This window comes from Bradyrhizobium sp. AZCC 2262, from assembly GCF_036924535.1.
GTDB lineage: Bacteria > Pseudomonadota > Alphaproteobacteria > Rhizobiales > Xanthobacteraceae > Bradyrhizobium.
This window is the reverse complement of the sequence record NZ_JAZHRT010000001.1, coordinates 5,215,394-5,237,242: the sequence shown is the minus strand read 5'-3', so window position 1 is coordinate 5,237,242 and position 21,849 is coordinate 5,215,394. Positions and strand designations below refer to the sequence as shown.

21 protein-coding genes are annotated in these 21,849 nt (G+C 60.5%); 6 read left to right on the top strand and 15 right to left on the bottom strand.

The annotated features are described in order from the left end of the window. Positions 1-229: 229 nt before the first annotated feature. The 3 genes from V1283_RS24720 to V1283_RS24710 all read left to right on the top strand — a co-directional run bounded on the left by V1283_RS24720 (position 230) and on the right by V1283_RS24710 (position 2,495). Positions 230-415, top strand: coding sequence for a hypothetical protein (locus tag V1283_RS24720; RefSeq protein WP_334389109.1), 186 nt, complete (start codon positions 230-232; stop codon positions 413-415). A gap of 178 nt (positions 416-593) precedes the next feature. Further along, on the top strand, positions 594-1,928 hold the full coding sequence (locus V1283_RS24715) for an NAD(P)/FAD-dependent oxidoreductase (protein ID WP_334389108.1): 1,335 nt from the start codon (positions 594-596) through the stop codon (positions 1,926-1,928). Positions 1,929-2,048: 120 nt separating this feature from the next. After that, a complete protein-coding gene (locus tag V1283_RS24710; RefSeq protein WP_334389107.1) occupies positions 2,049-2,495 on the top strand; it encodes a hypothetical protein in 447 nt (148 codons plus the stop codon). Between the two features lie 72 nt (positions 2,496-2,567). Here the strand turns inward: V1283_RS24710 and V1283_RS24705 are convergent, their stop codons facing one another. Then, on the bottom strand, positions 2,568-3,857 hold the full coding sequence (locus V1283_RS24705) for a sensor histidine kinase (RefSeq protein ID WP_334389106.1): 1,290 nt from the start codon (positions 3,855-3,857) through the stop codon (positions 2,568-2,570). A 613-nt stretch (positions 3,858-4,470) separates the two neighbouring features. Between V1283_RS24705 and ltrA the strand changes: the two genes are divergently transcribed. Continuing rightward, entirely contained in the window at positions 4,471-5,802 is a 1,332-nt protein-coding gene (gene ltrA / locus V1283_RS24700; protein WP_334386373.1) for a group II intron reverse transcriptase/maturase, read from the top strand. A gap of 356 nt (positions 5,803-6,158) precedes the next feature. On the opposite strand, the gene V1283_RS24695 is transcribed toward ltrA, so the two are convergent. The 14 genes from V1283_RS24695 to V1283_RS24630 all read right to left on the bottom strand — a co-directional run bounded on the left by V1283_RS24695 (position 6,159) and on the right by V1283_RS24630 (position 19,789). Then, the gene (locus V1283_RS24695) at positions 6,159-6,734 is read right to left on the bottom strand and encodes an NADPH-dependent FMN reductase (protein ID WP_334389105.1); all 576 of its coding nucleotides are present in this window, start codon (positions 6,732-6,734) and stop codon (positions 6,159-6,161) included. A gap of 108 nt (positions 6,735-6,842) precedes the next feature. Beyond that, positions 6,843-7,577, bottom strand: coding sequence for an enoyl-CoA hydratase (locus V1283_RS24690; protein ID WP_334389104.1), 735 nt, complete (start codon positions 7,575-7,577; stop codon positions 6,843-6,845). Positions 7,578-7,651: 74 nt separating this feature from the next. Beyond that, positions 7,652-8,884, bottom strand: coding sequence for a CaiB/BaiF CoA transferase family protein (locus V1283_RS24685; protein WP_334389103.1), 1,233 nt, complete (start codon positions 8,882-8,884; stop codon positions 7,652-7,654). Between the two features lie 10 nt (positions 8,885-8,894). Continuing rightward, a complete protein-coding gene (locus V1283_RS24680; protein ID WP_334393161.1) occupies positions 8,895-9,830 on the bottom strand; it encodes an alpha/beta hydrolase in 936 nt (311 codons plus the stop codon). A gap of 26 nt (positions 9,831-9,856) precedes the next feature. After that, on the bottom strand, positions 9,857-10,708 hold the full coding sequence (locus V1283_RS24675) for an enoyl-CoA hydratase-related protein (RefSeq protein ID WP_334389102.1): 852 nt from the start codon (positions 10,706-10,708) through the stop codon (positions 9,857-9,859). Positions 10,709-10,763: 55 nt separating this feature from the next. Further along, the gene (locus V1283_RS24670) at positions 10,764-11,984 is read right to left on the bottom strand and encodes an acyl-CoA dehydrogenase family protein (RefSeq protein WP_334389099.1); all 1,221 of its coding nucleotides are present in this window, start codon (positions 11,982-11,984) and stop codon (positions 10,764-10,766) included. Positions 11,985-12,071: 87 nt separating this feature from the next. Next, complete coding sequence (locus tag V1283_RS24665; protein WP_334389097.1) at positions 12,072-13,049, bottom strand: 3-hydroxyacyl-CoA dehydrogenase NAD-binding domain-containing protein; 978 nt, start codon at positions 13,047-13,049, stop codon at positions 12,072-12,074. A 21-nt stretch (positions 13,050-13,070) separates the two neighbouring features. After that, positions 13,071-13,889, bottom strand: coding sequence for a 3-hydroxyacyl-CoA dehydrogenase (locus V1283_RS24660; RefSeq protein WP_334389096.1), 819 nt, complete (start codon positions 13,887-13,889; stop codon positions 13,071-13,073). A gap of 366 nt (positions 13,890-14,255) precedes the next feature. After that, the gene (locus tag V1283_RS24655; RefSeq protein ID WP_334389094.1) at positions 14,256-14,564 is read right to left on the bottom strand and encodes a hypothetical protein; all 309 of its coding nucleotides are present in this window, start codon (positions 14,562-14,564) and stop codon (positions 14,256-14,258) included. Positions 14,565-14,712: 148 nt separating this feature from the next. Next, entirely contained in the window at positions 14,713-15,108 is a 396-nt protein-coding gene (cyoD, locus tag V1283_RS24650; RefSeq protein WP_334389093.1) for a cytochrome o ubiquinol oxidase subunit IV, read from the bottom strand. Next, positions 15,105-15,734, bottom strand: coding sequence for a cytochrome o ubiquinol oxidase subunit III (cyoC, locus tag V1283_RS24645; protein ID WP_334389092.1), 630 nt, complete (start codon positions 15,732-15,734; stop codon positions 15,105-15,107). The genes cyoD and cyoC overlap by 4 nt, the downstream gene beginning before the upstream one ends. Then, on the bottom strand, positions 15,731-17,713 hold the full coding sequence (gene cyoB / locus V1283_RS24640) for a cytochrome o ubiquinol oxidase subunit I (RefSeq protein WP_334389091.1): 1,983 nt from the start codon (positions 17,711-17,713) through the stop codon (positions 15,731-15,733). Before cyoB ends, cyoC begins: the two co-directional genes overlap by 4 nt. Then, the gene (gene cyoA, locus V1283_RS24635; RefSeq protein WP_334389089.1) at positions 17,710-18,588 is read right to left on the bottom strand and encodes a ubiquinol oxidase subunit II; all 879 of its coding nucleotides are present in this window, start codon (positions 18,586-18,588) and stop codon (positions 17,710-17,712) included. Before cyoA ends, cyoB begins: the two co-directional genes overlap by 4 nt. 1 nt (position 18,589) lies before the next feature. Beyond that, positions 18,590-19,789: a heme o synthase gene (locus V1283_RS24630; RefSeq protein ID WP_334389087.1), complete on the bottom strand. Its 1,200-nt coding sequence runs from the start codon at positions 19,787-19,789 to the stop codon at positions 18,590-18,592. 192 nt (positions 19,790-19,981) lie between these two features. On the opposite strand from V1283_RS24630, the gene V1283_RS24625 reads away from it, so the two are divergent. After that, positions 19,982-20,470, top strand: a complete 489-nt coding sequence (locus tag V1283_RS24625; protein ID WP_334389086.1) for a hypothetical protein — start codon at positions 19,982-19,984, stop codon at positions 20,468-20,470. Between the two features lie 429 nt (positions 20,471-20,899). Continuing rightward, positions 20,900-21,631 carry a sensor histidine kinase gene (locus tag V1283_RS24620; protein WP_334389085.1) on the top strand — a complete coding sequence of 244 codons (732 nt, stop codon included), beginning with the start codon at positions 20,900-20,902 and terminating at the stop codon, positions 21,629-21,631. Positions 21,632-21,849: the final 218 nt, after the last annotated feature.

Genomic DNA, 21,849 nt, shown 5'->3' with positions numbered 1-21,849 from the left:
CTTAGACAGAAGAACGCGGAGCTCAGCGACGCATGCAGTCAGATCATCTTGGCGGGAATGAAACCGTCCGACGGCAGCGGGATCGTTGGAGCCCGAGGACGTATAGCCCGATGAAGCGGGTACCGAAAACGACCTGAGGACTGCGATGAATTTCGTATTGGTGAACCATAGGACCCTGCGCAGCCCGTCCCGCTGCGCAGCGTGCGCGCGGCCGCTTCAGCGAGGCTACTTGCGTGATTTGTCCACCCATAGCCCATATTGCAGCGTCGGGTGTTATCCCGGTCTTGCAGCCGACAGCTTGGAGCAACCGCTCGCCAAAGTCGATCCCTTCGGTCTCGCTATTCCTTTCATGCTGCTGCCGCAGTTCACCATCGATGTGGTGTCTGCAGTTCTCAACGGTGCATCGCGCGATTGAACTCGGTCCCTGCGAGCATCACTCTTCATTCCAGGTCGGACGCCCGGTAAACCGAACCGAATCTCGTGCATCAACGAGGCAAAGACGTTCTATGCATCGCAACGGAGTTCAAGAAATGTGCCGGACGTCGCGGTAGGAACGAACGGCCGGGGCGCGTACAACATCATCGGGTGCACCATTGAGTACAGTTCTGACCAAAGCCTTTCCGCAGGAAAAACCGGCAGAGGCAAAAGCGGCTCCCCGGAAGAAGCGCGTTGTGATCGTTGGCGGCGGGTTTGCCGGCATTGCAGCGGCGCGTGCACTGAAGCGATCCAACGTCGATATCGTGCTGCTTGACCGGCGCAATCATCACATCTTCCAGCCGCTTCTGTATCAGGTCGCCACCGCGGTGCTGGCGCCTTCCGAGATTGCCGCGCCGCTTCGCCAGCTCGAGGCGAAGCAGAAAAACGTCGCTGTGTTGCTGGCCGAGGTCAAGGGCATCAATCCGGCGGCTCGCGCCGTCGAGGTGACTTGCCCAGGCGTTGGCAGCCGAAAATTCGAATACGACTTTCTAGTCGTGGCTACTGGCATGCATCCGAGCTATTTCGGCCATGACGAGTTTGCGCGGTTTGCGCCGGGCCTCAAGACCCTCAATGATGCTGAAACAATCCGAACCAGGATCCTGAGCGCCTTCGAGCTGGCAGAATCGACCGACGACGAGAAGGAACGCGCTCGCCAGATGACCTTCGTCCTTGTCGGCGCCGGCCCGACCGGCGTCGAGCTTGCTGCCTCGATCGCCCAGCTGGTCTCGGTGACCCTGCGAGGGAATTTTCGCAATATCGATCCCGCCAGGAGCCGGATCCTGTTGCTGGACGGCGGCGCTCGCGTTCTTCCGACCTTCGCGGAATCCTTGTCGAAGAAGGCCGCCGGGCGACTTAAAAAGCTCGGCGTTGAAGTCGTGACCGGGGTGAAAGTAGACAAGGTTGACGACCAGGGCGTCATTTCGGCCGGTGAACGGATTCCGAGCGCCACCGTGCTTTGGACCGCAGGCGTTGCCGCTTCACCGGTCGTGAAGCTGCTCGGCACCACCATGGACCGGGCTGGGCGTGCGTTGGTCGGTCCCTTCCTGGACATTCCTGAAGCGCGTGACGTGTTTGTGGTGGGCGATGCCGCCGCCATGACCCAGGACGGCCATCCCGTGCCCGGCGTCGCGCAAGCTGCCATCCAGCAAGGACGCTTTGTGGGTCGTTTGATTGCCAACCGCACCAGAGGACGCAAGGACGGCCGCCCCTTCCGGTACCGGAACAAAGGCAACATGGCGGTGGTCGGCAAGAATTTTGCGGTCCTCGAGGCCGGTTGGCTGCGCACTGGCGGCTTTCTGACCTGGCTGGTGTGGGCGGCGCTGCACGTGCTTGCGCTGCCGCAGCTGCAGAACCGGTTTCGTGTCCAGACGCAGTGGTTCTGGTCGTACCTGACCGGGCAACGCAGCTCGCGCCTGATTTCCGAAACGCCGCGGCCGCCGGCATCGCGCTAGTCGGTCGCCGGCGCTGCAGGTCAGTCTGCGTTACTGGGGTCAAGGATTGCCCCCGTAGATACTTCCAACATCTCCGCGCTAGCCGCGCTCACTGGCACGGCCGTCGGCGGGTTCACCCGCGTGGTAACCAATTGGCACAATCAGCGAAACCAACTCCGCGCCCAGTGGGTAAGTCACGAGAAAAACCACCGTCAGATCCTCTACAGGGATTTCATCGACGAAGCGTCAAAATGCTACATCGATGCGCTGCAGCACGATAAGGCCGACGTTGCGGGTCTGGTCGGTCTCTATGCGAAGTTCAGCAGAATGCGGATGCTGTCGTCCGATACGGTGGTGGCGAGCGCGGAACAGATAACCAGGAGAATCGTGGACACGTATCTGGAACCGCAAAAGGACTTCGTCGAGCTTCGGGACATGGTGAACAACGGCACGATCGACCTTCTGCGCGATTCAGCACGGCTTGCCGGGGGAATTCGAACATCTTCGCGACGAGGAGCTCTGGCGATAGTCCGCGCGGACTTCGCGCCGATCCAGGGCGTGACGCAGCGGTGTACGCCTTGCTCCTAGAGCGAAGCGGTTGTTGCGCAGGAGCGAAATGAGACGATGTGCCAATAAGCGGCATCGATCACGGATGGCGGCTCAGTCAGCGGGGATCGTAAACTGAAAGAGAGCACCTCGCGGCTCGCACCCGGTCGCCCACAGCCGCCCGCCGTGGGCTTCGATGATCGAGCGGCAGATTGAGAGGCCCATGCCCATGCCGTCGGGCTTCGTCGTGTAGAAGGGTTCAAAGAGACGCGGCAGGCTCTCCGGGCGCAGCCCATGGCCGGTGTCCCGCACCGCGACGCACACGCCCTCTGGCTCGATGCTCACGGTGCTGATGTGCAATTCGCGGTTGCCGTCCTCAACGCCACTCATCGACTGGATGGCATTGACGATCAAGTTCAACATCACTTGTTGCAGTTGCACCCTATCACATCGGATCCGTGGCAATTCGCCCGCCAGTTGCGTGCCCACAGTGACGCCGGTCTTGACCCCTGCGCTGCGGGTCAGGGCGGTCACCTCCAGGATCGCCGCATTGAGGTCGACGACCTCCTTCCGGGGTGGTGCTTTTTTGAAGAGAGACCCGATCCGGTCGACGACGTCGCTGGCTCGACCGGTTTGGTTCACAATGCAGGTGAGCGCCGCTCTCACCTCCGCTACATCGGGTGGGCTTTTGTCTAAAAACCGCAGTGCAGCAGCGGCGTATGTGCGCGCCGCCGTAATGGGCTGCCTGGTTTCATGAGCGATCGAGGCGGTGAGCTCGCCCACCGTAGCGACGCGGTTGGCACGCGCTAGTTCGCTCTGCATCTCGCGATATTGCCGCTCGCGACGGGTGCTCTCCAAGGCAATGGTGGCTTGCGCAGCGAAGTCCCTGAATAAGGAAATCTGTTTGTCAGTGAACGGCTGCACCTGTTTGCGGGCCAGACTAATTATCCCGACTATCTCATTGTCTTTGAGCAACGGCACAAACAGGCCCGTTCGAATACCTGCGTTCAGCACCGTGGTCAAAAAATCATCCCGATGATCGCCTTCAACTGCTGTGAAGTCTGGGATGTGGGTGGGTAACCTGCTTGCGGCTAATCGATCCGGAAGGCTCCCCTTTTCTGCGAGAATTGGGATTGATGACCACACCCTACTAACCAAAAAGGGATCCCCTCGCACCGCCACGAGACGAAGGCCACCTTCTTCGGAGAGACGTAAGGCGCCTGAGTCTGCTCGACAGAGACGTGTGGCGCTGTCGAGGATGGCATCGAAGATAGGCTGCAAGTCGTGCGGCGAGCTCGCAATGGCGCGCAGCACTTCCGAGATGGCCGTCTGTTGCTCGACGAGTTCGGTCACCCGATCTTGTGACTCAGAAGCGGCCTTTTCTCCGTGGGTACTCTCGTTCATGCGGAGCAGCCTCGGCTTGGGCGGTGAGGACAGCATAACACCTACAGCCGCAGTTCGCGAGAGCTCTCACTGCCGTCCAAGCCGAAGATGCGGTCAAACATCCAACGTCTGCTCTGGGTGTGCGCCGTGAAAAGGCGGCGCTTTCCAGTGGGTGCAAGCCCCACCCGGCAACCGCTCCAGCCGGAAGCAATCGGAGCAGTCATGGAGGCAACGAAGTGGCTGAAGCCTTCGATTAGCGTGTCACGAATTGGTGACAGCGCGAGTGTGCAGGCCGTAACGCGAGTGAACGCTGAGCAATCCTCGAAAAGGACAATGCGCAGGCCGACCCGACAACCCTTTCGGGGAAGGCTGATACGGCTGGGTGAAGCAGAGCGAAAAGTACGCCCAGCCGCTGCGCCGGGGTAGTGGCGACAGCATGTACACAAGGAAAGCGTACGCAACACGGGAAGCCCCATGGCGTGGTCAGCGATGACCAACCGAACGCCCGCGAGGGACAGGTCGGACGCCATGGGGTGGCGGAGAGGTTCGTAGTACCGCTGAAGCCGGGTAATGCCGGTGGAGGGAAGGGGCCTCAGTTCAAGACAGACGCAACAAGTGGTGAGGGATTTGGAGATTGGGCAACCTATCAACTCCGAAAACTGTTCAGAAACTGCAGAAGGCGTTGCACGCGAAAGCGAAGGCAGAAGCCGGGTATCGCTTCTACGCCCTGTACGACAAGATCAGCCGCGAGGACATCCTGGCGCATGCCTATGCCCAGTGCCGCTCCAACAAGGGCGCACCAGGGGTGGACGGCCAGAACTTCGCGGACGTCGAGGCGTATGGGGTGCGGCGGTGGCTTGGCGAACTGGCGCTTGCACTCAGGGAGGAGAGCTACCGACCGGACCCCATCAGAAGAGTGTTCATACCGAAGGCCAACGGCAAACTCAGGCCGCTGGGCATCTCGACCGTGCGGGATCGGGTCTGCATGACAGCAGCAATGCTGGTGCTGGAACCGATCTTCGAAGCCGACCTTCCACCAGAACAATACGCGTACCGTCCCGGGCGAAACGCCCAGCAGGCGGTGATCGAGGTGGAAGGGCTGCTGTTCCGAGGCCATCCGGAAGTCGTTGACGCCGACCTCGCGGACTACTTCGGGAGCATCCCCCATGCCGAACTCCTAAAGTCGGTAGCGCGCCGAATTGTTGATCGGCGTGTGCTGCATCTAATCAAGATGTGGCTGGAGTGCCCCGTGGAAGAAACCGACGATCGAGGCCGGAAGACACGCACGACCGAGGCTCGGGACTGTCGGCGCGGTATCCCGCAAGGCTCACCCATCTCACCACTATTGGCGAATCTTTACATGCGCCGGTTTGTGCTGGGCTGGAAGAAGCTCGGGCTGGAGCACCGCCTCGGCACGCGCATCGTGAATTACGCCGACGACCTCGTGATCCTGTGCCGGAAAAGCACCGCCGATGAGGCGTTGCAGCGACTGCGCGAGATCATGGGCAGGTTGAAGCTCACGGTGAACGAGGAGAAGACACGAATCTGCAAGGTGCCGGAAGGCGAGTTCGACTTCCTGGGATACACGTTTGGGCGGATGTACTCGGCGAGAACCGGAAAGGCCCGCCTGGGCCAACGGCCATCAAAGAAAAGCATCAGGCACATGGTCGAGAAGGTCCATGTCCTGACCGACCGAACGGGTACCTGGCAAGAGACCACGGAGTTGGTGGATCGGTTGAACCGCGCGCTACGCGGATGGGCCAACTACTTCAGCGTTGGCACTGTTAACATAGCGTATCGGGCGATCGACAATTACACCGCTGTGCGGTTGCGCCGGTGGTTGCGCATCAAGCACAAGGTCAGGCGACGCAAGGGCGGGACCTATCCACTCTCGCATCTCTACGGGCACTTCGGGCTCGTACGCCTAAGCCGGCTTGGGCACGACGTGTCGTGGGTGAAGGCGTGAAGTCTTGTCCGAGAGCCGGATGCGGGAGATCTGCCTGTCCGGTTCGATGAGCGGGATGTGGAAACGGAGTCACGGCTGAACTACTAAGGCACCGCCAGACGAAAGAGGCGGCAACAGATATGTTCTACCTAAAGCCACCGCGCCACATCTCGACTCTACCACTCTCGACCGACTCTGGCGGTTTTGCCCGCCACTTGATGTCGGCTTTGCCCCAATAGTAACCGATGTCGGGTCAGGCCCAAGAGCGTTGTGTTTGGCCGGACGCCTATGATGTCGCGCGCTGCTCTTCGACAAGATGACCAAAGTTGCTTAGTCCCGCGTCCGCCAACGCGGTCCGTCCCATGACAAGGAAGGCGTCAGGTGTACCGACCTTGAGATCGCGTCCTCTCGACCCAGTTCGCGAACGCCTGCATGAACTCTTGCAGAAATTTGCGGGTGCCGTCGCTGACGAGCTTGCCAAGTTCATCGAAGAGCTTGTCGGCATGGCCGACATAGGCTTCGGGCTGCTGCATGGTCGGCACGTTCAGAAACACGAGCGACTGCCTGAGATGATGATTGGCGCCGAAGGCCCCGATCGCGCTCGGCGAGCAGCTGGCGATCGCACCGGGTTTGCGGTCCCAGACGCTGCTTCCATACGGCCTGGAGCCGACATCCAGTGCATTCTTGAGAACGGCCGGCAGCGAACGGTTATATTCGGGCGTGACGAACAGCACCGCGTCAGCAGCCTTGACGCGCTGCCGGAACGTAGTCCATGTCGCAGGCGAAGCGTCGGTCTCCAGATCCTGATTGAAAAACGGCAACTGCCCGATCTCGACGATGTCGAGCTTCAGCGAAGATGGCGCGAGCGAGATCAGCGCATTCGCCAGCATCCGGTTGAGCGACGCCTTCCGCAGACTTCCAACCAATACGCACACGTTCATCGGCTTTTCCATGGTCGTCTCCACTATGATGTTTTGTCGGGGCGGCCGGTGGGGCTCCGAAACACGGCGGCGGGCTCCTCCGTCGCGGTGATCGGTGTTACCGGGGTCGTATGTTCGTGCCTAGGTCGCTGGAGCTTTGATGCTCCTCGTGAAGTCAGGCTTGCGCTTTTCCAAGAAGGCCGTAAGCGCTTCTTTTGCGTCCGCAGAGCGGACTTGCTCACGGAATGGCTGCTTCATGAGCCGCTTGCTGGCTTGCAGGGCGCCAGCAGGTTTCGCCGCCAACATTTGTGCTGTCGCAGTCGCGGTGGACAGGAGGTCTTGATCCGGCACGACCTGGGTGACGAGACCCAACTCAGCCGCACGCTTGGCATTGTAGGGCGATCCCAGCAAAATCAACTCGGCTGAACGGAGATGCCCGATTCTTGAGGGAACGATGGAACTCGATCCGAATTCCGGCACCAGGGCGAGATTGATGAAAGGCATCTGGAATTTCGCGCTTTCGCCGGCGTAGACGAAGTCGCAGTGCAGCAGCATGGTCGTGCCGCCGCCGACGGCGGCGCCCTGAACCGCGGCGATCAGGGGCTTTTCGAATTCGATCAGCGCTTTCATGAGCTGCGCCTGCGGAGATTCGCCTGGCCCAGGAGGATTCTTGAGAAAATCCTCGATATCGTTGCCCGCGAAGGAATCGCCTGCGCCATACCAGAGCACGACACGGGTTAACTCGTCCCTGGCCGCGTTCTTCAGGATGTCCGCGAGGGCCACGTACATGCCCGAGGTCATCGCGTTCCGCTTTTTCGGGCGGTTCAATTGGATACGAAAGACGCTTTCTGCGCGCTCGGTAACAATATCATCCATTGTCGAAGTCCTGGGGTTTTTAGTGAATTTCATTGCGAGGTTTCGGGGCGGCTCCCGCCGCCCCCGACAGTTCGTCACGCTAAAGCCGCGTGTTCCTTTGCTTTCGGAATGGCACCGCTTTCATGCAAACCATCGATTTCGGTCGCGCTAAATCCGAGCTGCCGGAGAACTTCCTCGTTATGTTCTCCAATCCTTGGGGCACGATTCGCGGGCACTTTGACGACGCCATGCACCTGAAGCGGGCTGCTTATGGTGGACGTCAGCTTGCCGCCGGCTCCATTGAGCGGAACGATGATGTCGTTCGCCAGGAGCTGGGGATCGTTGATCACCTCTTGCGGCCCACGCACCGCGCCGAACGTGACGTGCACGCCATTGAAGACCTCGTACCAGTGCGCCATCGGCTTTGAGCAGAAGATTTCGTCCAGAATGGCAGTGAGCGCCGGCATGTTCGCCATCAGTTTCGCAGGATCGGCAAACCTCGGATCAGTCAGGAGATCCACGCGGTCGAGGGCTTTGGCGACGGCTGCCAGCTTGTCGGGCGTGATGATGAGAACGAACCAGGTGTCATCCTTGGCGCGCCAGACGTTCATCGCCGCATTCGCAGGATTCTTGCGGTCGTGCAGCCCGAAGAATTTTGCATCGCACAGCGCGGCCTGGATCGAGACGCTTGCGGACCACACGCCTTCGGCAAGCAGCGAGGTCGTGACATGCGCTCCCTCGCCGGTGCGTTCACGACGATAGAGGGCGGTGACGATCGCCGAATAAAGCCCGACGGCGGTGGCATTGTCGCCGCTGCCGGCCACCGGCCAGGTCGGCGGCGCGCCGGCATCGCGCGTCATCGACAGCAATCCGCTGCGTGCCCAATACGACGTGATGTCGAAGCCGGGGAGATTCGCGTCCGGCCCTTTGTCGCCGAAGCCAGAGATGTCCGCGTAGATCAGCCGCGGATTCCACCGCACCACATCCTGATATTCGAGCTTCAATCGTGCACGCGCGGGATGCGGCGTGTTGACGATGAGCACGTCAGCCCATTTGACGAGTTTTTCGAGAACCCGCTGCGCGCTCGGAGACTTCAGATCAAGAGCGATGCCGCGCTTGTTGCGATTGGCCAGATGCCAGGGATAGGCGTCCTCGGCGACCGGTTGGGGCGGGAGGTGGTTGGCATGTCTCCAGAGCTCGCCGCTCGGCGGCTCCACTTTGATGACGTCGGCGCCGAAGTCGGACAGAATCACGGCAGCGCTCGGACCCGCGATGAAGCTGGCGAGATCCACCACCTTGAGGCCGGAGAAAATATTGTCGTTCGGCATTGTTGTCTCCTTAGTGTTGAAGTTCGGGTGCAATTGAAACGCGGCGGTCATCGTCGTGCAGGGTTTCCAGCGTTTGGGAGATCCAGCCAAGCAGGCGGGTCTGGACTTCGCGTCGGTTGATCTCGTTCAGCATCTCGTGTCGACCGCCCGAATAAAAATCGAAGGCGATGTCGTGCAGTTCGGCGACGTGGTAGCGGCCAATCAGGGTGCGGAGTCCCCGCAGTTGCTGCCCGACTGGGTCTTCGCTTCCGGAGAACAAATAGATCGGGAGATCGCTCCGGATCTTGCGGAGCGCGACTGGATCGCACAGCCGTTGCGCGGCGCCGAGGAAGGACGCAAGAGATCCGGGGCGAAGGTCGGCAAAGCAGAGAGGATCGGTCATGAACGCATCGACGATCGCCCGATCGCGGCATAGCCAGTCGAAGGGGGTGCGCGCGGGCTCGAATGCGGCGTTAAGGAGGTTGCTGCCCCCTGGTGCCAGAAGTGTGGTGCGCGCCAGTCCGTCGAGCGCTCCCGATCCCGAGAGAATCAAGCCATCAATCTCGTGGCTGTGGTCGATGACGTATCTCTGTGCGGCAAAGGATCCCATGTTGTGCCCCAACAGGAGCAGCGGCAGGTCGGGATTTTCCTCTCTGGCGATCTCGCTCAGGCGGGCCATGTCCTGGACGAGAAGTTCAAAGCCGCCGCTGCCGAGTTCTCCCAATTGCGAGTGGACACTGAGGCCGTGCCCGCGATGATCGTTGGCGTAGACAGTGAGACCTGCCGCAACGAGCGCATCGATGGTGTCGGCATAGCGCCCGATGTGTTCGCCCATCCCGTGGGCGATCTGAACGACGGCGCGGGCCGGGCCGCGGCTTTCCCAGCGGGCGCATGCGATGCACAGGCCGTCGGAGCTGGTCAGCCCGAATCGCTTCATCGGAACTGTGGTGGGATGAGACGTTGCCATGGCCAATGTCCTGTGTTGCTTGCGCTTCAGCGTCCGTGAAACTGCGGCGCGCGTTTCTCGAGGAAGGCGGCGGTGCCTTCCTTCTTGTCTTCCGTCGCCGCGCAGATGCCGAAATAGGACGCTTCGAGCGCAAACCCCTCGGCCTGGCTGGTGTCCATTCCCTTGTTGGCCGCTTCCAGCGAGAACTTTACGGCGATCGGCGCATTGGCGGAGATCTGCTTCAGGATCGTTTCGGCGCGCGCGATCAGGTTGGCCGCTGGCACGATCTCGTTGACGAGGCCGATGCGATACGCATCCTGGGCAGAGATCGTCTCGCCGGTGAGAATCAGCTGCAGGGCGCGGCCCTTGCCGACCAGACGCGGCAGGCGTTGCGTGCCGCCACCGCCCGGCAGTAGCCCGAGCTTCACCTCGGGCTGCCCGAACTTGGCATGCTCGGCGGCGATCCGGATGGTGCAAGCCATTGCCGTCTCGCAGCCTCCGCCGAGCGCAAAGCCATTGATGGCTGCGATCACCGGCTTGCCGAGATTTTCGACCAGATCGAGCACGCCCTGGCCGAACCGGCTGGATTCCTCCGCCTCATAGGCATCGACATGCGCGAGCTCGCTGATGTCGGCGCCGGCGATGAAGGCCTTGTCGCCGGCGCCCGTGAGGATGACGCCAAGCACGGACGCATCGGCCTTTGCATCTTCAAAGGCTGTCTTCAGATCCGTCCAAGTTGGCGTATTCAACGCGTTGAGCACCTTCGGACGGTTGACCGTCACGTAGGCGATCGAACCCTTTTTCTCGTACTGGACGTTCGCAAGCGCCAACGTCGCCCTGGGCAAGGAGTTGGGTACTGTTGCGAGCGAAGAGGTGAACGGTGCAGCTTGCGAAACCATAATCATATCTCCTTGATTGGGGGCGGCCGGCGTCCGAGCGCCGGCCGGTAGGATGTCACACGAAGGCGCCGCGACCGGTGATGGCTTTGCCGACGATCAGATTCTGCATCTGGTATGTGCCTTCATAGGAGTACAGCGCCTCGGCATCGGCGAAGAAGCGCGCGACATTGTAGTCGGCGACGATGCCGTTACCGCCCAGGACCTCGCGTCCCCATGAGACAGTCTCGCGCGATTTCGCCGTGCAGAACGCCTTCGCCAGCGCCGCATGATGGTCGCCAAGCTTGCCTTCGTCATCGAGTTGCGCGAGGCGGAGCATCAGGCACTGGCACGCGGTCAGATTGGCCAGCATCTTGGCGAGCAGATCCTGAATCATCTGGAACGAAGCGATCGGCTTGCCGAATTGCAGTCGTTCCTGGGCGTATTTTACGGTTGCTTCGAATGCGCCCATCTGGATGCCGGTAGAAGCCCAACCCACCATGTATCGCGTCATCCGCAGCACGCGTGCGGTATCGCGGAACGAATTGCCGCCTTGCAGACGGTTCGCCTCTGACACGCGTACATCCTTCAACGTGATCTGGCCGTTCTGGACCACCTTGAGCGCGATCTTGTGCTCGATCTTCTCGACGCTGAAACCCGGTGTCGACTTGTTCTCGACGATGAATCCCTTCACCTGATTGTCGCCAAGATCGCGCGCCCAGATGATGGAGACGTCGCACCATGGTGCGTTGCCGATCCACCGCTTTTGTCCATTGAGAATCCAGGTATCGCCTTCACGCTTGGCCGTCGTGGTCAGACCGCCGCTCGTTCCGGAACCGACCAGCGGCTCGGTGAGGCCGAAACAGCCGATCTTTTCCATGCGTGCCATCGGCGGCAGCCATTTCTGCTTCTGCTCCTCGGATCCATCGAGATAGATCGAGCCCATGGCCAAGCCGCTGTGCACGCCGAAGAAGGTGCAGAACGACGCGTCGGTGCGCGCCAGCTCCATCGCGACGAAACCGAACAGCTTCTGACTACCGCCCGCGCAGCCATAGCCCTCAAAGCCGAGCCCGCCGATGCCGAGCTCCTTGAACGACGGCAGCAATTCGAACGGAAATGCGTCATCGGCCCAATACTTGTTGATGATCGGCTGGACCTTGGTCTCCATATAGGTCCGCACCTTATGGACGACCGCTCTCTCCTCAGGGGTGAGAAGGTCGACCAGCTGATAGAAGTCGCCGTTGGGTGCGGGCACCGGCTTCGGTGCGGCGGGCTTGCTTGCTGCGGTTGCTGTGGGCATTTGGGACTCCTGATGCTGTAGCTTGAAAGCCGGAAGAATTGAGAGACGTGTCGGATGGATGGTCGATCGCGCCGGCGGCGCCTGGTTTCAGGCGACCGGCTCCGTCGATTTCGTTTGGCTCGACCTGGCAGCCTTCTTGCGCAGCTCGATCAGGCCGAGCAGGACTTCATCGCGCTCCGCCTCCAGGTCCTGGATGGTGCGAGATCCGACCTCGGCATGGACGCTGCTGATGAGCTGCGTTTGCACTTCCGGAGTCAGTACCGGCGAGCCCAGGGTCTTCCACCAGGCCGTCATCGGGCCGGTGAATTGCTGGAAAAAGTGCTCGATGCCGCCTGGACCGCCGCCGAGGTGGTTGAGCATCATGCCGCCCATAACGCCCCAGCGCAGGCCCGGCCCCCAGGAGAGAGCCGTGTCGACATCAGCGGCGCTCACGACGCCCTCGGCAACGAGGTAATAGATCTCGCGGCTCAGCGCCGCCTGCAGGCGGTTGGCGACGTGGCCGGGCATCTCCTTGTTGACGCGCACCGTCCGCTGGCCGATCGACGTATAAAACTCATCTGCGCGCCGGATCGTCGCTTCCGAGGTCTTCGCTCCGCCGACAATCTCGACAAGCGGGATCAGGTGCGGCGGATTGAACGGATGGGCGATGACGCAGCGCTCGGGATGAGACGCGGCACCCTTCTGGATTTCACTCATGGTGAGCCCCGACGAGCTCGACGCGATAATCGCATCTGGCGGCAGCAGCTCGTCGAGCTGCCCATAGAGCTTCTGCTTGAAATCGATCCGCTCGGGCCCGTTCTCCTGGACGAGATCGGCGCCGGCTAGCGCCTGCGCGATGTCGGCCGTGAATTTGAGGTTCGACTGCGACGCTCCGGGCGAAAGGCCCAATCGCTTGAGCGCCGGCCAGGCGGTCTCCACGAACTTTCGCAGCGCGGCTTCGGCGTTGGGCGCGATGTCGGTTGCGACGACCTGTAGTCCTTTGGCGAGATATAGCGCGGTCCAGCTCGCGCCGATCACGCCGGTGCCGATGATGGCGATGCGGCGAATGGGCTTGGTGTTGGTCATGTCATTTCTCCGATGCGTTTGTCAGACTTCGGCGTAGGCGATGCCGGTGAGGTTGCCCTGGGCGTACAGGAAGTTGCGCTCGCCGGATCCGTCGAGGTGAGCGGAGTAGATCGAGCCGGCAAAATCGGTGACGAACATGCGATCCCCAGGCACGTCCAGCGCGATGCCAATCCCTTCCATGAGATGGGTCACCACGATTTCCGGCTCGGCGGGCTTGTTGTCGATGGAAGCCCGGTTCACCGTGTTGCCGCGCGGCGGGTCGCCGCGGTCGGTCCAGTACAGGACGCGGTTCTTGTGATCGAGCTCGAGGTCGATCGGCTCCGGCAGCCCGCCGAAGAACACTTCGACATCGGAGCGGTTGGCTGGCGTTTGCCCGGCGGGTATTTCGACATTAGCGCGGAATATAGCGCCACGCCCGGCATTGTCGGGGCCCTTTTGCGTCCAGTAGATCTTCCCGTGCTTCCCATCGATCGCGAGTCCGACGCACCAATTGGCCTGATCACGGCGGTCTTCATCTCCGCGTCCCGCTTCGACAAGCGTCTCGAGTCGCGATCCGTCGAGATTGCAACGCAAGACGCGCATGCCCTCGCGGTCGCACCAGTAGAGCTTGCCGGCCTTCTTATCGAGAATGATCTGCTTCGGGGTATGGGTGTTTCCGACCGGAACAATGACCGTGCGGTTCTTGCCGTTGAGATCGGCGCGCTCGACGGACCCGTCGTTCAGGTTGGGCACGCCCATATTGGTCCAGTAGATATGACCGGATTCGGTATCGACGACGATGCCGTCGGGAAGATGACAGCCCGTCACGATCGTCTCGCGGTCGGAACCATCCGTGTTCATCACATGAATTTTCCCGGCGTTTATCTCGAGAACGAAGAGGCGAGGGATCGTGGTTCGCTTGCTGGCGCTTTTGACGATGTTCAAGGCCGCTGTGGGCATGGGTTCACCTTTGTGCTTTCTTCATTCGAAGTGAGATCGATCTCGTTCAGGTTTCTACTGTGACGCAGCAGCTCTGCGGCTTATTGAATGGGATTGCCGTCGTCGGAATGGTCTTGCTCCACTTTTGACCGTGCGTCATAAATCAAAGCTGGCTTCCGCTGCGGAAGGTATGCGGAGGCGAAGATCTGGAGCCAGATCCGGGGGCGCGAGAAGAGGAAAGGGGTCATGGGATCAACCTTTCGAGAACGAAAACTCCAAAGCAACGGCCTAACCGCCGCACTTGGTCGCCAGCAGTTCGTTGAAGGCGTCAATTTCTGAATCGAGCGCGGTGATATCTGCGTCGCCGGTGCAGCCCACAGCCGCCTGCCGCGTCGTTACCGAGTCATAGAACGAAGCTGCATAGGCGCGGCACGCGGCTTCAAGGTCCGTCGCTTTGCTGAATTGACGACGTACGGCAGCCCAGTGCGCCCGCGTGGCAGAGGTTGCGGTCGGCGACGTGCATGGCGAAGCGGCGCTCGGAACGGTGGATGCACTGATCGTTGCCGACGTCAGTAGAATGGCAAGCCTGATCATCATGGGGCAGCTCCAGTTTCGTGGGATGCTGCGATACCGTCTACGGCCTCAGCGAATCGATCGCGCGAATGCCCTTGCTGGTTTTGGGATGCATTTGTTGGAATGGCGTGTGCGGGACGATATCTTTTCGTCCCGCACGTCGCCCGGATGCTCAGTGCTGCATCCTCATGCTCATCGGCGCATCCGACGGCAGCATCATGTTCGCGTTCATATCTGCCACGATCCACATTGTGCCGGCGACCACGACGAATACGATGAGAACGCCAAAGGCGAGCGCGAGGACGTTGTTGGTGCTTTCCGGTCCGGTGGTGATGTGCAGGAAGAACACCAGATGCACCCCCATCTGGGCGATGGCGAGGACAGCGAGGCCCAGAACTACGCCACCTGGCCAAATCAGCGAAGTGTTAGCGGCCCAGAGGGATGTCGCCGTGAGGAGGACGGCCAGAAGCAGTCCGGTCGTGTAGACGAGAAGCGGCGATGGAGCCGACGGTTGCATTTCTCGGCTCGGCCTTTCTCCGGGCGCGCGATCATATCGAGCTTCGGTCATGGAGTGACTCCCATTAGATAAACGACGGTGAACAACCCGACCCAAACGATATCGAGCGCGTGCCAGAACAAGGAGAAACAGAGCAGGCGGCGCTGTACGGTGGCGTCGAAACCCATCACCGCCACTTGAACCATCATCACGGCCATCCAGATCAGTCCGAGCGTGACGTGAAGCCCGTGGCAGCCAACAAGCGTGAAGAATGCAGAAAGAAAAGCGCTGCGCTGCGGCGTCGCGCCGATAGCGATCATGTTTGCGAATTCACGGATCTCGAGAGTGAGAAACGCGGCGCCGAGCGCGAAGGTAATCAGGGCCCACAAATAGGTCCTGAGGTAGCGGCGCGAATTGATGGCCAAGGACATCAGTCCGCAGGTGTAGCTCGACACGAGAAGGCAAGCGGTTTCGATCGCAACCGTCACTTGATTGAACAACTGGGCGCCAGTCGGACCGCCCGCCGTGGAGTGCACGAGAACCGCGTAGCTCGCAAAGAGCGCGGCAAACATGACAATGTCGCTCAAGAGGAAAATCCAGAAGCCGTAGGCGACCACGATCCTCTTTGGAGCAGGACCTGCTTCACTTGCACTTGGCGCGGCTTGAGGGGCGCTATCGATTGCAACGGAGATGTTCATACTGCAGCTCCCGCTTGGTAGGCCCGATCGAACCGGGCAATCTGCTCCGCTGGCACTTCAATTTCGCGCCGACGGCGGAATGCGAAGGCAAGCAGCGTCACAAATGCACCGAACACTCCCAGACTGGCCATCCACCAGATGTGCCAAATCATCGCGAAGCCGATGACGACGGCGAAGAAGGCGCTGACAAAGCCGGTCGCGCTGTTCTTCGGCATTTCAATCGGCTCGTAGACGCGCGCCGGCGGCTCGTCCTTCGTCGCAAGCGCACGTTGTTTGCTGCTCCAAAGGGCATCTCTGCCGGAGACGCGCGGCTGGACCGCGAAATTCCAGGCTGGCGGCGGTGATGCCGTCGCCCATTCGAGCGTGCGGCCGTTCCATGGGTCGGCGGTCACGCGGAGCTTTTCGCGGTTGCGGATCGACACAACGAGCTGAACGACCTGGCAGACGATCCCGCCCAGGATAATGACGGTGCCGACCATCGCGACTATCAGCCAAGGCTGCCACGCCGGATTGTCGTAATGCTGCATGCGCCGGGTCATGCCCATCAGGCCCAGCAGGTAGAGCGGCATGAACGCGAGATAGAAGCCGACGAACCAGCACCAGAACGAGGCTTTGCCCCAGCGTTCGTCGAGCGCGAAGCCGAATGCCTTTGGGAACCAGTAGTTGTATCCGGCCATCAACCCGAACACGACGCCCCCGATGATGACGTTATGGAAGTGCGCGATCAGGAACACGCTGTTATGCAGCTGAAAGTCGGCCGGCGGCACCGCGTGGAGAACGCCGGTCATGCCGCCGATGACGAAGGTCACCATGAAGCCGATGGACCACAGCACGGGTACCGAGAACCGAACCCGGCCGCCGTACATCGTGAACAGCCAATTGTAGATTTTCACGCCCGTCGGCAAAGCGATGATCATGCTCATGACACCGAAGAAGCCGTTGACGTTTGCGCTGGCGCCCATAGTAAAAAAGTGGTGCAGCCAAACGAGAAAGGAGAGAACGCAGATCGTCATGGTTGCGGCCACCATCGAGCGGTATCCGAACAGCGGCTTGCCGGAGAAGGTCGCGATAACCTCGGAAAAGATTCCGAACGCCGGCAGGACCAGAATGTAGACTTCCGGGTGTCCCCAGACCCAGAACAGGTTGGCGTACAACATCTGATTGCCGCCGGCGTCGTTCGTGAAGAAGTGAAAGCCGAGATAACGATCGAGGAGCAGCATCGCGAGAACCGCGGTCAGCACCGGAAAGGCCGCCACAATCAGCAGATTGGTGGCAAGCGAAGTCCAGCAGAAAACCGGCATGCGCATGTAGCTCATCCCAGGCGCGCGCATCTTGAGTACGGTCGTGACGAAATTTATTCCCGCCAGCAAGGTGCCGAGTCCGGAGATTTGCAGCGACCAAAGATAGTAGTCGACGCCGACGCCGGGCGAATACTGCAGTTCGCTCAGTGGGGGATAACCCCACCAGCCGGCTTTTGAGAATTCGCCGACCGCCAACGAAACGTTGATCAACAGTGCGCCCGAGGCGGTCAGCCAGAAGCTGACGGAGTTGAGGGTGGGGAAGGCGACATCGCGAATGCCGAGCTGCAGCGGCACCGCGAAGTTCATGACGCCCACCACGAACGGCATTGCCATGAAGAAGATCATGATGGTGCCGTGCGCCGAGAAGATCTGGTCAAAATGCTCGGGCGGCAGATACCCTTGCGCACCTCCGGCGGCAACCGCCTGCTGCGCGCGCATCATGATCGCGTCACTGAAGCCGCGCAGCATCATGACGAGCGCCAGTATGCAATACATGACGCCGATCCGCTTGTGGTCGACCGAGGTGAGCCATTCGCGCCACAGATAGAGCCAGGCTCCCTTCATCGTGATGAATCCGAGGACCGCCACCACGACAAGGACCATGAACGCGGTCGCGCCCATGATGATCGGCTCATGAAGGGGAAGCGCGTTCCAATCAAGCTTACCAAGGAGATTCATCGTTCTGCCCTCTGCGACGTTGAACAAATGCGTTGTGACGGATCGTCGGCGGCTGATGCGGTATTCACGATGCCGCTGAACAGATCGGGGGCGACGGCGCGATAGGTGTACGGCGCGACCGCCTTGCTCGGCGCGACCAGATCGGCATAAGCCTGCTTATCGAGTACCGAACCAGTATCGCGCGCCTCGCGAACCCATTGCGCAAATCGGTTGTCCGTGACGGCATCGACCGTAAAGCGCATGTCGGAAAAGCCGTCACCGCTGAACATGGTGGATAATCCCGAGTAGGTTCCGAGATGGTCCGCCTGCAAGTGGAGGCGCGTCACCATTCCGGACATGGTGTAGATCTGGCTCCCGAGCTGAGGCACGAAGAAGCTGTTCATGACGCTCGATGAGGTCAGTTCGAAGCTGATCGGCGTGCCAACCGGTACGACCAGCTTGTTGACGCTCGCGATCCCTTGCTGCGGATAGATGAACAGCCATTTCCAGTCGAGCGAGACGACCTGAACGTTGACAGGCTTGACCGTTGAGCTAATCGGCTTGCCCGGATCAAGGTCGTGTGCGCCGATCCATGCGACGCCGCCAACGAGCAGCACCGTCATGGCGGGGATCGACCAAACTAGCAGCTCGAGACGCCCGGAATACTCGAAATCCGGCAAGTATGCAGCGCGCGAATTCGACGCGCGAAACCAGAAGCTGACCGCTAAGATTGCGAGGATCGTCGGAATAACGATCGCCAGCATGATACCGACCGAGTTGAACAGGATCAGCCGTTCGGCTGCAGCAATCGGCCCTTTCGGATCGAGCACGCCTTCGGTACAGCCACCGAGCATCGCGGCACTGATCAGGACCACAGCAAGCAAACCGTATCGCATGTTAGACCTCGCCCTTGCTGAAGTTGATGAAACTGTGTGCGCTGCGAATGGTGCCTGGCAGGAGTTCGGCATGCAGCGATCCGACGGTGTAGCCATCTCGCCACGACCGCATGGGCGAGAATGAGCCACCACCGTGGTCGACCAGGAGCGCTGCAAACAGCACGAACAGGTAGGAGATAGAGAACACGAACAGCCTGTGAGCAGTGCGGCGATCGGTGCCGACACTCCTGGTCAGCTGGAGCGCAAGCAAAAGGAAGAGGGCCCCGCAGATCGCGGCAATGGCGCCATACACCGTGCTTGCAAATCCCAGCACCCAGGGCAGCTCCGAGGCCAGAGCCAGGAGGCCGCTGTAGAACAGGATCCGCCGCGCTGTCGCACCCGGTCCCGCGACAACCGGCAACATCGGCACGCCTGCGCGTGCGTAGTCGTCACTCCGATTAAGCGCCAGGGACCAGAAATGAGGCGGCGTCCAAAGGAAAATGATGAGAAACAGCGTCAGAGGTTCGAGCCCGATCTCCCCTGTTGCCGCGGCCCATCCGATGACGGGCGGCAGAGCACCGGCGGCGCCGCCGATGACGATGTTCTGGCGCGTGAACCGCTTCAGCCACACCGTGTACACGACAACATAAAAGAGGATGGTGCCCGCCAACAGCGCGGCGGCTGTGAGGTTCGTGGCGAGAGCGAGAATCGCGACTGCGATAGCGCCAAGGACGGCGCCGAAGACGAGCGCCTCGACCTTCGAAACTCTGCCCTGGGGAATTGGCCGCATCGCGGTGCGGGTCATGACCGCATCGATGTCGGCGTCGTACCACATATTGAGTGCGCCGGCGGCTCCAGCCCCGGCGGCGATGCAGAGAACCGCAATAAGGGCCTGCAGAGGATCGAGCTGGCCACGTGCGCTGATCAGCCCAACGACCGCGGTGAAGACAGCGAGCAGCATTACGCGCGGTTTGGTGAGCTCGAGGAAGTCGGACAAGCGCCAACGCTCGGTGAGTCGGTCCGCGGAATGAGAAGGCGCGGGAAGAGCCAGCCTTCCGTAAACCTGGTGGGCGATGGTCTTGACGTTCATTACGCTTGCTCCGGGTTGATCCGAAATGAGAGACGCCGCCTTCGCATCAGACGAACGGTGGGGAACCACCGCTTTCACACATGCTTTCTGGATGAGTTCATGGTGGCGCACCGGCACATGGTCGTCGGACATGAGCTCGCTCAGAGTTCCGCAGCAATGTGATGCGAATACTGGCCGTGGTCTTGGATGAGATTGCCGCGGCTGGAACGGCTTTGCCTTCCGGAGGGACGAGCGGCGCCTTTGAGCACTGCTGATTTGTCGGCGCAGTCGGATCCAAGCCCTCGCATTCCAATACAAGCCCCAGACCTGCAGTTGGGTACGGTCGTGGGAAAATCGAAATTGCTCAATTTGCAGGAGCGATGGCCGTTGCCTATGGCCCGCTATTTTATCTTCGTCGGAGGCACGCTTGCGGCCTTGCTGTTCATCGCCGATTGGTGTCTGCCAACTCCCCCAGGGATGTTTACCGATCAGCAGCTAGCCATCGACAGAGCGATCATCCGGATCAAGTCTGCACGCAAATGGCCGGAAGAAGTCGTCCTCGACACCAGCCAGCCGACAATATCGTCTCCGGCCGTCGAGGAACCCTCAACGGCGCATTCGGTCCGGCTACCGGCTGACGAAGCGGAAACTCAATCGAATCTTGAGGCTATGGCCCAGGTGAAACCAGTTACACAGCCGGCCGCTGTCGATCGTCCAACCTTGCAAGTCAAGCGCCGAGCGGCAAGGACCGCTGGATCAAAGCGCCCGCATTACTCGTCGGTTGGCAAGAGCGGCAGCGGGTGGAGGCTGCTGTCAGTTTGGATGGATCGATAATGGTCAAGCAAACTCGAATGCTATGCCGCGCGGGACGCTGCGTCGTCATGGCCCATGGAGTGAGTGGCGCTCACCGGGAGAAATTGAAAGATAAACAGCTACTGTCGTTGCGTACGGAACTGCGCAGTTACCGCCTAAATGGGTCAGGAGTGAACAAGATCGTCCGAAGCGCATCGTCTACTCTGTGCAGTATCAAGAGGAGCAGCCTACATGTTCAAACTTGCAAGCGTTGCTGCGGTTCTGCCCAACATCTCGTTATCGGAGTAATGTTTGCATGACCGAATGCTTAGTCGCCGCGCGAGCTGCAATCATCCTAGGCTTCTGAGGCCATTCGTTCCGCGGGCTGTCTGGAACGACGTTGCTATCCGAGTGAAACTGCGGCCGACGCTTAGGTTGTTTTGGCCAGAGAGAACGATCGTGGAGCACGAAATGACACAACACCTCGTACAGTTACCGAATCCCGATGGATCATTGCTTCTTCGCGAGTTGAATCACAGAATAAGAAACGAGCTCACTTCCGCCATCTTCACGATTTCAGCCAAAGCGGTGCAATCGGATAGCGTGGCGGTCAAGGCCGCGCTGCTCGACGTCGCAGACCTCTTGCATCGGTGCGCCGATGTTCATCGGGCGCTGCGCATGCCGGATCAGGGGCGCCTCACCGATGCCGCGAGATACCTCCAAAAGCTTTGCTTCTCCATCACCAAACACCGGCTGGACCGCCTGGCGATAAGCGTCTTGTTTTCAGCGGATGACCTGCGGCTTGAAGGAGAACGCTGCTGGAAGCTTGGGCTGATTGTATCCGAGCTACTGACCAATGTGGCACGACATGCAAAATTCGACGCTAGACATCCAGAATTGCGAGTGAAGTTGATGCTCGCAGGCAACGCCGTAAAGTGCGGGGTCTCTGACAATGGGTCTGCCCCTGAACCGATCCGGCGCGGTCGAGGGCTAGAGATCATCGGCGAGTTGGCCAGCAGTTTGGGCGGCCGTATTCATACGTCGTGCGCCGCCGAAGGATATTCCTTCCTTGTCACCTTCCCATTGACCGAGGCCGAGCAACGTGCCGCCGGCGCGACTCATGTTGTTAAGTCGAAGCGAAGGAAGATGCGCCGCCCTCTGGTGTTGCACGCGCCTAGAACAGTGGATCCGGGGGTCGGTTAGGCACCGCGGGCGTTTTTCGAATCGAAGCGGTATGGACTGACTTGATCGCCAGCCAATTTCCCTCTGAGCAAATTACGAATGATCAAGATTGCTTCGGGTGTGTACGTTGCCGCTACAGAGTCCGGCATGCGCGAACTTATCCCGATCAATTAGCTCCCGCACGCTGGCAGTGGCCGGGGGTCTCGCCGGACCTCCTGCGAGCTCCTGCTCTTGCGTCG